Annotated in this window: 13 protein-coding genes; 5 read left to right on the top strand and 8 right to left on the bottom strand. The window is 35.5% G+C overall.

The window, feature by feature from the left end; all coding sequences use genetic code 11:
* Positions 1-69 precede the first annotated feature (69 nt).
* The 4 genes from ABXH06_RS14020 to ABXH06_RS14005 all read left to right on the top strand — a co-directional run bounded on the left by ABXH06_RS14020 (position 70) and on the right by ABXH06_RS14005 (position 2,927).
* On the top strand, positions 70-975 hold the full coding sequence (locus tag ABXH06_RS14020) for a hydrogen peroxide-inducible genes activator (RefSeq protein ID WP_311583322.1): 906 nt from the start codon (positions 70-72) through the stop codon (positions 973-975).
* Between the two features lie 142 nt (positions 976-1,117).
* Positions 1,118-1,243, top strand: coding sequence for a hypothetical protein (locus ABXH06_RS14015; protein WP_311583324.1), 126 nt, complete (start codon positions 1,118-1,120; stop codon positions 1,241-1,243).
* Between the two features lie 263 nt (positions 1,244-1,506).
* Positions 1,507-2,469 (top strand): adenosylmethionine decarboxylase, encoded by a 963-nt coding sequence (locus tag ABXH06_RS14010; RefSeq protein WP_353518625.1) that lies wholly within the window; start codon positions 1,507-1,509, stop codon positions 2,467-2,469.
* 125 nt (positions 2,470-2,594) lie between these two features.
* Positions 2,595-2,927 (top strand): PBPRA1643 family SWIM/SEC-C metal-binding motif protein, encoded by a 333-nt coding sequence (locus ABXH06_RS14005; protein ID WP_311583328.1) that lies wholly within the window; start codon positions 2,595-2,597, stop codon positions 2,925-2,927.
* A gap of 104 nt (positions 2,928-3,031) precedes the next feature.
* On the opposite strand, the gene ABXH06_RS14000 is transcribed toward ABXH06_RS14005, so the two are convergent.
* Positions 3,032-3,271 (bottom strand): RNA recognition motif domain-containing protein, encoded by a 240-nt coding sequence (locus ABXH06_RS14000; protein ID WP_311583330.1) that lies wholly within the window; start codon positions 3,269-3,271, stop codon positions 3,032-3,034.
* 229 nt (positions 3,272-3,500) lie between these two features.
* Here ABXH06_RS14000 and ABXH06_RS13995 point away from each other — a divergent pair, with 229 nt between their 5' ends.
* Positions 3,501-5,579 carry a fused MFS/spermidine synthase gene (locus ABXH06_RS13995; protein ID WP_353518624.1) on the top strand — a complete coding sequence of 693 codons (2,079 nt, stop codon included), beginning with the start codon at positions 3,501-3,503 and terminating at the stop codon, positions 5,577-5,579.
* A 266-nt stretch (positions 5,580-5,845) separates the two neighbouring features.
* Here the strand turns inward: ABXH06_RS13995 and ABXH06_RS13990 are convergent, their stop codons facing one another.
* From ABXH06_RS13990 to ABXH06_RS13960, 7 genes are all read right to left on the bottom strand, one after another.
* Positions 5,846-6,265, bottom strand: a complete 420-nt coding sequence (locus tag ABXH06_RS13990; protein ID WP_311583465.1) for a VOC family protein — start codon at positions 6,263-6,265, stop codon at positions 5,846-5,848.
* 242 nt (positions 6,266-6,507) lie between these two features.
* Positions 6,508-7,365, bottom strand: coding sequence for an RNA polymerase factor sigma-32 (locus ABXH06_RS13985; RefSeq protein WP_311583336.1), 858 nt, complete (start codon positions 7,363-7,365; stop codon positions 6,508-6,510).
* Between the two features lie 17 nt (positions 7,366-7,382).
* Positions 7,383-7,667: a hypothetical protein gene (locus ABXH06_RS13980; RefSeq protein WP_353518623.1), complete on the bottom strand. Its 285-nt coding sequence runs from the start codon at positions 7,665-7,667 to the stop codon at positions 7,383-7,385.
* 136 nt (positions 7,668-7,803) lie between these two features.
* Positions 7,804-8,736, bottom strand: coding sequence for a DUF4340 domain-containing protein (locus tag ABXH06_RS13975; RefSeq protein WP_353518622.1), 933 nt, complete (start codon positions 8,734-8,736; stop codon positions 7,804-7,806).
* Positions 8,737-8,748: 12 nt separating this feature from the next.
* On the bottom strand, positions 8,749-11,658 hold the full coding sequence (locus tag ABXH06_RS13970; protein WP_353518621.1) for a Gldg family protein: 2,910 nt from the start codon (positions 11,656-11,658) through the stop codon (positions 8,749-8,751).
* On the bottom strand, positions 11,648-12,598 hold the full coding sequence (locus ABXH06_RS13965; RefSeq protein WP_353518620.1) for an ABC transporter ATP-binding protein: 951 nt from the start codon (positions 12,596-12,598) through the stop codon (positions 11,648-11,650). Before ABXH06_RS13965 ends, ABXH06_RS13970 begins: the two co-directional genes overlap by 11 nt.
* Positions 12,599-12,911: 313 nt before the next feature.
* On the bottom strand, positions 12,912-13,397 hold the full coding sequence (locus tag ABXH06_RS13960) for an Hsp20 family protein (RefSeq protein ID WP_311583467.1): 486 nt from the start codon (positions 13,395-13,397) through the stop codon (positions 12,912-12,914).
* Positions 13,398-13,591: the final 194 nt, after the last annotated feature.

Genomic DNA, 13,591 nt, shown 5'->3' with positions numbered 1-13,591 from the left:
TACTAGATAATTTATTAGAATGTTATTCATGTTCAATAAAACTAATTATAGAAAAGGTTGTAGAAAAAGATGATCTCACTAAAACAGCTTCATTACGCACTAGCTGTGGAGAAAACCTTGCATTTTAAAAAAGCAGCTGAAGCTTGCAATGTTTCTCAATCAGCCTTAAGTACTGCAATTACTGAACTAGAAAAACAGTTAGGTATGACGATATTTGAACGCAATAATAAGAAAGTATTGGTTACTGATGAAGGACAAGTAATTCTAAGTAAAGCTAAACGCGTTAAATTAGAAGTAGATGAATTGCTTCAGCTCGCCAGTGCTGATCAACAGCCTTTTTCTAATGCGATGACCATTGGTGTTATTCCAACAATTGGGCCATATTTGTTGCCAAAAGTATTACCTGAAATGCGTAAAAATTATCCAGCGTTTAAATTAAAAATTTTAGAGGAACAGTCTCATATCTTGGTTGATATGGTTAGAAATGGTGATATAGACGCGGCTATTTTAGCCTTGCCTTTTTCAATTGATGGCTTGATGAGTTTTGAGTTTTGGCAGGAAGATTTTTATTGGGTGAGCCATAAAGATGAGTGTCCTAGTCAGTTACAAGAGATCACAAGTGAAGAATTAGAAGTTGAAAAGTTGATGTTACTGAAAGACGGGCATTGTTTGAAAGATCATGCCTTGGCTGCGTGTAGTTTACAGAACAAAAAGCAAGACTCAGATTTTGATTCAGCTAGTTTACATACTTTAATTCAAATGGTGGCGGGTAAACTCGGTACTACGTTAGTACCACAAATGGCGCTTGATCAATTAATTTATAGTGAGTCTGAACTGAGAGCGGTTCACTTAAATGAGCCTGGCCCACATCGAACCATCGCACTAATCATTCGACCAAATTATATAAGAACCAATGAAATCACTTTGCTCAAAGAAATTTTTCATAAAGAATTAATCAAAAAGTGTATCGAGTAATTGTTAATCTATTTTATTGATTAATAATATCAAGTTAATCAAATATACTTATTGTTGTGTTGGCTTCATGATAAAGCTTAATTAAGTTGAATTGCGCTTAATTTACTTAACATTATTTTAGTTAATTCATGAGGACACAATAATGAAAAAATTGATAAACCAGATCAAAACACTTTTACAAATTAATGAAACCAAAACCTTAGTTAATCATGATACGAAAGCGTGTAATTACGCGGATAATTATTATGGTGATCAACTTTGTCGTTAAGCTACAAACAGAATACATATGTCGATAAACATTTATCGACTCTGAAAATAAGAAAAAACTAGTCGCAATGTACAAGGTTCAGTATTTAACCTTCATGGTCTAAGTTTTATTGTTAAATAGTGAAAATAAAACTTTGTCATTTGCGATTATTTTTATAAAGTACGGGCATTCTTTCTCAAGCTTAAATGACGTTATCAACAGTGAAAAACGCACCGCTTTACTTTGCGGGATTAAACGGATGTCGATTGTTCTAAGGATTTCTTATGTTTTTTGAAGGCTCTGAAAAAAAAGCTGAAGTAGTGATCAACAAAAACAGCTTTTCGCTTCTTAACGATATAAGCGATGATTTTTGGCATCAACTCGTCGCCTGTTGTAATGCAAAAGTGTTGTCATCGATTAAAAATGAAAACTGTAAAGCCTTTATCCTTTCTGAATCAAGTTTGTTTATATGGGAAGATCGTTTTTTAATTTTAACTTGTGGTATCACTCAATTAGTTTATTCCATCGAGTATTTTATTAAACATATCAATGCAAAAGATATCTTGCATGTGACGTATCAGCGTAAAAATGAATATTATTCGAATGCGCAATTAAGCTCATTTAGTGATGATATTGAGTTATTATCTAAATATGTTAAAGGTAAAGCTTATCGATTTGGCGAAATGTATAGCCATCATAATTATGTTTTTCATCAAGATAATCAATATCAAGTGCCGCCTGATGACATCTCTTATGAATTATTAGCTTATCAAATTGGAGAATCCGCTTCTAAGTTTCTGACTAACAAAGGTTTAACTGCAAGCGATGTAAGAGCTTTTTTCTGTGTCGATGAATTATTACCTGACTTTCAACTTGATGATTTTGTTTTTGACCCTTACGGTTATTCTTTAAATGCGATCAGTGACAAAGATTATTTTACCATTCATATTACCCCACAAACGGATAGTAGTTACGTGAGTATTGAATCAAGTCTTGATTTGGTTTCTTTAGCACCTAAAATAATTGAAATCTTAAGCCCTGCATCTTTCGATTTATTAGGCTTTAATGATCATCATTTTGTTGAAAAAATTGCAGAAAACATCAGTGAAAACTATGTGAGTAACTCGCTTGTTAGTAAAATACTTGATAACGGCAATCATGTATTTTTTACAAACTTTATCACGCCAAAAACACAATACACCTCTCCAATAAGGTTAGACATTAACGGTAAAAACCAAGTTATTTAAAGACAGTCTTTCCTGAATAATGTTAAAATCGTCAGCCCAGCTATGGTTACAACTTCGCTTTCGAGGCAAGAAACTGGTAACATCGCGCCAATTTTAATTCACCTAAACTTCTTTAGGAACACGTTATGTCAAAATTCTTTTTTAAAGGCACCATAGATGTTATGGGCAAATATGGAAAAAGTGGTTATAGCCCAAAGCGTAACGTAAAACTGGGTAGCGAAGCTAAACCGTTACAATTAAGTGTGCCGTCTGAACAACGTAAAGTAGAAATTGAAACCATTTTATTAGAGCAGGCTTTACATGGCCAGATCACGGTTAACGAAAATGAAGAAGAAAATATTCTAGAATTAGATGCGGTGTTAAATAAACCAACAACGCAACGTTTTGATAAAGTTCCAGAGCGAAATGCGCCGTGTTCATGCGGCAGTGGTAAAAAATATAAAAAGTGTTGTGGATAAATAGCGACGAAAATTGTTAGGTGTGAGCACTTATCATTGACTCCACCTAACTTACAAGCAATCTCAAAACTTAAACAATATACTTTAGGCTCACAAAATGAAGGTTAGTCTTGGGCAACTTTTACTCTGATCCTGTTCTTGGCAACTCTCGTTTCATGCAAAGCAGCTAATGCGGCATTCGCTTCATTTTCATTAGGCATGACAACAAAACCAAAACCTTTTGATTTACCTGTTGCTTGGTCTAATACTAAAGTGCATTCGTTCACTTCGCCATGAGCTGAAAATAAAATACGTATTTCTTGTTCTGTTGTTGAGCGTGAAAGGTTGCGAACTAAAAGTTTCATGATTAACCATAGGGTATAGAATAATTGTCTATTGTCGCAAGTTATTGCCTTTAGACCAAGTGATTCCTTGAAAACGTGTTAAAAAGGTGAGTGCGTTAAAACAGTTTATGGTGTCGAAGTTAAATTGAGAGGCGAAAATAAAATTAAAGTTCAAAGACTTCGATAAAATTTTGATTTATACAATCAATTGCTTTTAAATAACGACTTCGTTTTATTTCTCTGGTTATATATGCTTTTTTTCATCGCTATTTTCATTGGCGCTTTTTTACTTTTTCAGGTTCAACCATTAATTGCTAAAGTTATATTACCTTATTTTGGTGGTGGTGCAGCCGTGTGGACTGCCTGTTTATTATTTTTTCAAGCCTTTTTATTACTCGGGTACTTATACGCACATTTACTGTCTAAAATTGGTGATGTTAAAAAACAGGTGTTTACACATGGCATGTTATTACTGTTCAGTTTGTGTTTATTACCCATTGGAAGTTTACCTGTTGAAACGATAACAAATCTTGCTGAAACAGATAATTTACCGTTAACAAACGTTTTATTGTTATTAGCAACGTCAATTGGTTTACCTTATTTTATTTTGTCATCTACAGGTCCTATAGCTCAACATTGGTTTAGTTTGGCAAACCATAATCAATCGCCTTATAAACTCTATTCATTATCAAATGTTGCTTCTTTAGTGGCGTTATTAAGCTTTCCTTTTTTAATCGAACCCTTTTTTACCTCAGCACAACAATCTTGGTACTGGTCAGTGATGTATTTTGTTTATGCAGTGGTAATGGCTGCGTTATTAGTGAAGATCACTCAGAACAAACATCTGCAACCCTGTCATGAAGCTCGAGATGAACAAGAAAGTATAACGAAACAGGGGCACGATTTTGTCTGCCTTTATACTCGATGGACACCGTTGTTGTGGTTAGGGTTCTCAACCTTAGGCGTAATATTTTTAGTTTCTACTACCAACGCTATGACACAAAATGTTCCTCCCGTTCCTTTTTTATGGGTGTTACCACTGTGTTTGTATTTATTGAGCTTTATTATTTGTTTCCATAGCCCTAAATGGTATGTACGTTGGTATTGGTTTGCTCTTTTTATGTTAACGGCTTTTATTGCCATTTTTATGTTTTTTATTGGTTCTCAGTTTGATATTACTTCGCAAGTGGTGATCTATTCGAGCATATTATTTTCGGCGTGTATGTTATGTCACGGTGAACTGGCTCGGCTAAAACCGAACGTTGAACAATTAACCTTCTATTATTTAACACTTGCCTTTGGTGGTTTTTTGGGGAGTGTGCTGGTTGCTTTTGTTGCTCAAAATATTTTTACGCAATTTTTAGAGTTTCCTCTGGCTATTGTCAGTTTATTCATTTTATTTTCATGGGCTGTATACCGAGAAAATACCCGTATTGATAAACTATCACTCACAAGCATAGCGCTAGCGATATTTTGTGGCGTGACTTTATGGCAATTAAATCAGTTATATATAAAAACAGATGTCTACAGTGAACGTAATTTTTACGGGATTTTAAGTGTTAAAGATGTAAACGTTGATGGCCAAAAAGAACGCCGATTAATAGATGGCACAACCTCGCACGGTACGCAATCCTTGATGCCTGGTGCAGCCCATATACCAATGAGTTATTACCGTGAAAATACTGGCGTCGCTATCGCACTTGAACAATTAAGTTTGATTAATAAACAAAATCAGCAGTCCTTAAATGTTGGGTTTATCGGTTTAGGAGCGGGTACGCTCGCCGCTTATGGTAATAAAGGTGATAGGTATCGTTTTTATGAATTAAACCCTGCGGTTGTTCATGCAGCAAGAGAATACTTTAGTTATTTAACCGATTCCAAAGCTGATGTTGAAATAGTCATTGGCGACGGTCGAGTTTCATTATCGAAAGAATTAAAAGCACAAAGCACAGGAAACTTTGATGTATTAGTGATAGATGCTTTTTCTGGCGACAGTATTCCCCAACATTTATTAACAGTTGAGTCGATGCAATTATATTGGCAGCATTTAGCTCCTAACGGTGTCATCGCCGTACATATTTCTAACACCCATTTAAATTTATTACCGTTAATGCAAGGTTTAGCACAGCAAAGCGATAAACAGCTCGCCTACTTTAAAACCAAAGCGCAAACAGAAAATGGTCATGATACGCAATGGGTTTGGTTGACCGATAACCAGTCCTTACTTGATAATCCTGTTACAAAATCGTATCGAACTCCGATCACAACGAATACTAATACGGTTGTTTGGAGCGATGATTTTAGTCATTTATTGTCGGTGTTAAAATAAAAAGCTTTGCAATTTATGTCATTCAAAAGAGTTGTGCCGCTATAATTGAAAAAGGCGAATTGATTGACTTCGCGGCAGGCTATTTTATGGATATTCCTTTGTATTGCCATGATTGGCAATCAAAAAGTCCGCAGCTAAAATCGCTGCGAAATTTCGCCATTATAGTCGCTAAAAGAAAATTAGACGTGATGAAATAAAAAATAAATTTTCATGCTAATTTTCTATTCGTTGTTGATTCACATGCCAGTGTTAATCGTGCTTCTAAATTACCAAGTACCAGTATTTTCCATACTTAACCAAGGTTCTTGTGGTGCTAATGCTTCTCCTTTTTGCAGAAGCTCAATTGATACACCATCCGGTGATTTTATAAAAGCCATATGACCACAACGTGGTGGGCGGTTTATAGTGACACCTTGCGACTGTAAGTTTTCACAAAGGTTATATATGTTATCTACTTCAAACGCTAAATGACCAAAATTTCTTCCGCTGGTGTATTCTTCTGATGAATCCCAATTGTAAGTTAGCTCAATTTCAGGGGCGCCTTTTTCGGTGGCTAAAAAGATCAAGGTGAATTTACCTTGAGGAACGTCTCGGCGACTAGTTTCAATTAGCCCTAATTTATTAATATAAAAATCTAATGATTCATCTAAATTAGCAACACGTACCATAGTATGTAGGAATTTCATCATAAGCCTCTTTTAAATTCATACGTTGAGTAAGACGATGATTAATGTTTATCGCCTTGATTAATCTGTTCATTATAAAGATTATTTTTCTCTAGGTAATCATTCTCTTGCCAAATAGAAACAATAATCGGCTAATTATGTTTTTTGCTAAAAAAACCAAAGCAAATCTAATCAAACCTAATTGAATGTTCTTAATTATTAAAAATTGCGCAGAGGCCAGATTAGCCTCTGCATTTTTTAAGCTAAGCATCGAATAAGCTAATTTTCTGCTTAATTAAAGCCAAGGCTTTTTCTTCAATTTGTCTAATTCTTTCTTGTGATACGCCGTATTTTTCAGCGAAATGTTTGTGTGGTAGCTTCTCTATTCCTAACCATCTATTGACGATAATATCCTGTGTGCGTTCATCTAGGTTTTTAATAATTTCTTTAATTTTACCTATCGCTTTATCATTAAATTCTTTTTGGCTAAGGCGGGAGGTAAAATGTTCAGATTTATCTTCAAAAAACGCCTCTGTCGAATTAACTGCTGCTTCGTCATCGTGAGCGGCTAATGAATTTACATAAATATCTGATTGGGAAAAATGGCTTTCCATATCATCTATATCCGCTTCGTCAACGTCGAGTTTATGCGCAATTTGTTGTTTATCTTGGTGAGTCAACCATTGCGTTTTTGCTTTTAGCCTACGTAAATTAAAAAATAATTTCCGTTTCGCTTTTGTCGTGGTAGCTTTAACGAGTCGCCAGTTGCGTATGACGTACTCTTGGATCTCTGCTTTGATGTAATGAATGGCAAAACTTGAAAGCCTGACACCGAAGTCGAGGTTGAATTTTTTCACCGATTTCATTAATCCTATCGTACCTTCTTGCACTAAGTCTTCTAGTGGTAAACCGTAACCTTTATAACTTCTGGCAATGTGAGCAACAAATCTTAAATGTGACAACACTATTTTTTGTGCTGCCTGTAAATCACTGTTTTCTTGGTACTCTAAAAATAAATCCTTTTCTTGCTGCTCATTAAGCAAAGGTAAGCTATTAACATAATTTAAATAAGCGTCAAAACTTCCTGAACTTTGCAATGAAATAGGTAAATGAATAGACATAATTTCACCTCCTGTTGTTATTTTTTGTCAGTTAACACGTAGTTAAGAAAGCGTGGGGTAAACTGTTTACTCCCAGGCATTAACCTATTTAAATCGCGTTGTAATTTTTTGCCATATCTTGATTTTGGCTGGAAATGTAGTTGTGCTTTCGTATGGCTATTTTGCTCGGTCATACGGTTATTCACCTTGTGATAATCTGTTTGACTTTGTTTTACCGTTGAAAACGCTGAAAATGCAAAGCCTGTGATCAACGTTATTGAGATGAATATAAATTTGATTAATGGTTTGTAGATTGAAGTCATGATATATCCTCACATTAAGCAATATAAAATTATGTTCAATTTATTGTGCTTGAAAAAGCCACAATTGATTAATCTAGATATTTTAAATATTAAAGGGGGGAAGTGTGTTACTGCTTCCCCTATTTACTTGTGACCTTTATTCGTCTGATAAAGTGGTTGCCTTGTCCTCCCCATCGCTATTTTTTGCTAAAGTAAATTGGTTTAAAGACAATTGTGCAATTTGTTCAAATTTGAATTTTGGCAAAGTAAACCAATAGTCAATGTCATCACGTTTAACAAAATAATTATCGGAATTTTCAGCAAAACTATAAACAAATTTTTCATCTTGATCGTTGCGCACTGTTAAAGTATTGGTAGCTTGCAATGTCTCAGAGGCTAAGCCAGTTACCGATAAACTAGTCAGTTGATTAATAAAGTTTTCAATGGATGTTGTATCTAAAGCTTGTTGCTTATCCAGCTTAGAAGGGGGCAATAATTGCCACCCTTCGTCCGTTTTTGCTAGGTTTACTTGGCTATGGCTAATTTTATTGATGCTATCAATTGATAACATTGATCTATCAAACCAGTTATTCACATCACTAGAGAGTTGATAAGTACTAAATTTAATTGAGTAAACATCGTTGTCTGTTACATCACGAACATAAAGTTGTTTATAACTAGGAGATTTACCTAAAAGTAGCACCTGTTCATTGCCATTGTCATCTGAAAAGATCACCTGTTTCTCAACATTATCTTGCGTAAGGTTAAAGCGCTCATGGCTACTTGTGGTTCTGGTTACGGGCCAAGAAACGTGAAGGTTTGCTAACTCAGACGTTAATGCACTTAACTTATTTTTTTGTAATACAAGTGCAGAATATCCATCAAGCTGCCACTGATTATCCTTTTGAATAAAAGTAAGTTGCTCATCATCTTCGATAATTTTAATTTTTTTGATTGCATCAGTATTGATGGTTAATAAAGGCTTTTGCTCGATAGCTTCATCCATCGCAGAATTAGCTGAAAACAAAAAACCTGCAATGACGAGCTGTAAAACAAAAAAGGCCGATAATAGGGGGATGTGCTTGTTCATAGTTAAAATCTCCTATTGCGCTAACCAAGTTAAATAATAACGCTGTTTACGTTTATTTCGTTGTCGGTGCCACAATGCAATTCCTGCTAACATCGCAAATGCGATAATATAGTTACTGTATTCCCAAAATAGTTGTTCGTTATGATCCATTGGCGGCAAGGTTCGATTAAAATTTCCTCGAGAGCGAATACTCATTAAGCCTCTATCTTCCAATGACCAGTCAATACTATTGACTAAAAGTTGTAAGCTATTGAGATAATCATGTTGACTTGCACCGCCGGTTAGTTGTAATACTTGATCTTGTACAAAATCATTAGCACTAATTAAGATGATACGGGCACTGTCTGGCGCGTGTTTAATGACGCTACTAACATCAAGTTTTGACGACTCCTCAGTTGTGTTTTCTGATTCATTTTTTGCTTGTTCTGTTTCAACCTTTTCTAATAGCGAAGCCAGTAAAGGTGATTCTTTATCAGCAAAATAAGAAGTAAACTTACCTTGAGCAATTACCCCTAAAGTTTGCTTGCCTGTCTTGCCTTGAGAAGGATAAGACGTTTCACCACTTTGGTTCACTTTCGGCATGATATCTAATGACGTTGATGTCCAAGCATTGTTTGAACTTGTCAGCAGTGAAGTGAATGTAATGTCTTTGTTTTGCTCGGCAATGCTTATTGGTGAAGCCCAGGGCACGGTCAATTGCGGTAATTCAGACGTGATCAAATTGTCTTGATTTAAGCCATCTCTAATATCGATGAAATAGGGATAATCTATCATACGCATTTCTTGAATTTGAAAGCCACCAACACTCCGAGTTACAGGGATTGGAAACGCAGTATTATTTGCATCCAGTACAAGACTGTTTTCGATAGTTAAACCATGATGAGTTAACCATTCTTCAAGACCGCTTTTATGGGAAGCCATTGACAAACCGCCTCCAGTGAAATTTACACTAAAAGGAGAGGTTGCGGCGATCACAGTACCACCTTTCATTAAGAATTGATCAACGGCAAATAATTGTTTTTCATCCAACAATTTTGGCGAAATTAACATTAATACATCGGCTTCTCCTGAAACTGAACCTTCGGTTAAGTCTTCATTTATCACGTTCAATTCTGTGCCAAGCATACGCTCTAGTTGATTAAAGTTTGCTTGTGACATGCCATAAGACGAAGAGGGAGGCGTCACTAGTGCTACATTTTTAGTAAAGCCGGTGGCAAATCGTTTAATTGCGGCATCAATATTTTTTTCAAAGCTAGCATCACTAAAGTCATCAAGCGATATTTGAACGAGTTTGTCTCCTGCAGAAAGCGTCAAATAAAAATAAAATGCTTGGTTTGAAAATAAGCTTGTTGCCATAGGTTGAAAGCCATAATCTTCAGCTATTTTTTGTGCAACTTCACCACCATTTTTTTCAGGTTCGATAAATTGTACGTGTAATTTATTCTCTGATTTTTCCTTTATCTTGCTTAATTGTTCTTCAATGCGGGTTTTAAATTCAACCAGTTGTTTAGGTAATTTTTCAGCGGCTGAAATATAGCCGGTAAAAGTCAGTGCTTGCTTTACATTGTCAAACAAGTTTCCTGCACTTTGATAATCGTGCAGAACTGTTTTAATGGCTCTGGTAATATCGTGTTCAGGATTACGTAAAAGTACCTCTACATCAGACTCTGCTCTGGCATTTACTTCAATTAAATCTCTAAAGCCAAGCACTTTATATTCATCTCCATATTGCACGAGTATATTAAAGTATGAGCTGACAATTGACGCTTGGTAGCGATCTGCCACTTGAAATGGCACAGGCTTAATAGCAAATTTACTATTTGCTTCTTCTTCTAATTCAGGTTGTTGTATAGGATCTATAAACTCAACTCTTACGCGACCCTTTGCAGCTACTTCATATTCTTCCAGCAAATCTTTCACTTGAGGAACTAAGGGGGCAAGTAGGCGGTGTGTTTTTTGACTAAAATAGCCACGAATTAACATCGGTTCTTGTAATTGTGCAAGGTAACTTTCGGTAGTTTCTGAAATTGAATACTGTTTGCCTGCCGTTGTATCAAGTCGTAATTGAGGTAATTGGCTTAACCATAAATTAGCGGATAATAAATTGATCACTAATAAAGCAGTGATCATTTGCCAATGTTGATGATAACGACTTTTATGTATATTTTGTTTGGAGTTGATCGCCCATCTCTCTTGTTCAAGAAAATAAGTATTGAGCGCTAAAAAAACGAGAGTTAAAGAAATATAATAATACAGATCTCGAACATCTATCACGCCACGTGTAATGTCTTCAAAACGAGAACCTGTGCCTAACTGGCGAAAGAATTCGGCACTTTGATGGCCAAAAAAGTCAGTGAAAGCTGAGCTACCTATAAAGTAAAACAAGCCACCAATAAAGCAAGCGGTGATTAAACTGACAATTTGATTATCATTTCTTGCGGAAACGGCTAAGCCAATTGCGATATAGGCACTACCAAGTAGTAATACGGCTAAATAACCTGAAATTACTGGTCCCCAGTCGAGTTCTGCTAAAATACTAACGGTTATAGGTAAAGGTAAAGTCATGATCATAGCGATGCTGAGTAACGATACACACCCTAAAAATTTACCCAAGACAAAGTGCCACAACGGGACTGATTGCGTATGCACATATTCTATCGTGCCGCTCCTTCTTTCTTCACTCCAAAGTTTCATGGTTAAAGTTGAGCACAAGAAAATGAGTAATAATGGCATCCATTCAAACATGGGGCGAACGTCTGCAATATTTCTAGAAAAAAAAGACTCTCCCCAGAAAAAAATAAAAAGGGTAATAGCAATAAACGCCCCAATAAAAAGGTACGCTATCGGTGATGCAAAAAATAAAGCAATTTCTTTTTGAGCAATGCGTTTCGCATTAAACTTAGCTGTATGATTAGGCTGCATTTTCTACCCCCTCATCTGACTCTTTTTGATTGTACTCATTACTATTTATTTGATTGAAAACCGTCTCTAAATCACGTTTTTGAGGATAAATCTCGAACAGTCTCGCACCTGCTTCAATGATAGTTTTGCTAATGTCGCTGCAAATATTTTGAGCAAATTCTTGTTTTGAGATTGTTATAAAAAGGGTGTTTTCTCCGCAACTTTTAACTTGCTTAATACCTGAAATTTTTTCGAGATTTTGTTTGTTTTTGTAATCAGTTTTCACGGTAATATGCAGGCTGTGCTGTAAGGCTGCTAATTTTTCATTGAGCACTAAGCGACCAGACTTTAGGATCAAGACACGGTCACATAATGCATTCACTTCTTGCATTATATGAGTCGATAATATAACTGTGGCATCTTTAGCTATTTCTTTGATGAGAGCTCGCATATGCTGGGTTTGTTCAGGATCTAATCCATTTGTTGGTTCATCTAATATTAATAATTTTGGACGACCTAAAATAGCTTGAGCAACACCGACACGTTGTTTATAACCACGCGATAAGGTTTCAATAGGTGCAAGTAATTTTGCTGATAAATCAGTCGCTTGGATAGCTCTTTTTATTTCAGCAATTTTAACATTAGCCTTCATTCCTTTTAAGTCAGCGGCATAATCTAAGTATTCTGCTACAGTCATTTCCGGGTAAACAGGTAAGTTCTCAGGCAAGTAGCCGAGTTGTTGTTGTAATAATTTTGTTTGCGATTTCAGCGATATCCCATTTAAAGAAACTTCGCCAGCGTTTGCTTCTAAGTATCCACTGATCATTTTCATAATCGTGGTTTTTCCTGCACCGTTATGGCCAAGTAAACCAATAATTTCGCCTTTTTTGATAGTAAAACTCACGTCATTTACTGCGACAAAACTGCCATAGCTGCGAGTTAAATTGCTCACATTTAGCATAGTGTTCTCCAAGAGTTACAGATTAATAATTTTATGAATATAAAATGCCAGAAATAGCGGTAAATGCGCTTGGTTAAGTGCGTTTTTGAAAATCGAAAAATACATTGTTTATAGTCTCCTAATTTACCGGGAATATTCCCAAAAAAACATGTACGAAACGAGTTGATTTTTTTGATATGGGCGAAAAATAAAACTTCAAGTTTAAAAATAAATTTTTTAATGACTCTGTAAAATAACGTTTCTTTTACATAAAAGTGCTAATAATCATTTGGTTATAAAAATAGAAGGGTGTAACGAATACACCCTTGCTGTGTTAAGCCGCTTTATCTGTTTTAGTGGCTTTTTGTTCTTCCTCTACTTTGTGTTCTATCGCAGTTGTTTGTTGGTTAATGGCTATCTTTTTAGGTTTCATTGCTTCAGGAATCTCTTTAATAAGATCTATCGTTAATAGTCCATCTGCTAATTTGGCGTTTGTTATTTCAACATAGTCAGCTAAGTTGAATTTACGTTCAAATGTTCTATTTGCGATGCCGTGATAAAGGTATTTGTGCTTATCCTTAGAATTTTTATCACCACGAACGGTTAGCACACCTTTTTCAACTTGGATGTCGAGCTCATCTTGAGAAAACCCAGCAACGGCTAAAGTAATAGCGTACCGGTTATCCTCTATTACTTCGATATCGTAAGGGGGGTAACTGCTGATTGTTGTATCAGATGTTAGTGCGCTATCGAGCATAGACGCAAAACGATCAAAACCAACACTATTGCGATATAAAGGGGTTAAATCGACTGAATTCATCATATATCCTCCATTGGAAGCAACATAAAATTTAGACAATTAGTTGGAGCAAGATCTCTATAAAAGACAACCTAGCTACGATCATTTAATTAGGGATTGTGAGAATAATTTCAAGCAAGATTTTTAGTTTAGATTTAAATAAAAATTATAACTTTTATGCTCTTTTGTATATAAAAAGTGGAAAGGGCACTCTA

The sequence above is a fragment of the Thalassotalea sp. SU-HH00458 genome, assembly GCF_040362795.1.
GTDB classification, from domain to species: Bacteria; Pseudomonadota; Gammaproteobacteria; order Enterobacterales; family Alteromonadaceae; genus Thalassotalea_H; species Thalassotalea_H castellviae.
This window is presented reverse-complemented; position numbering and strand designations above follow the sequence as displayed.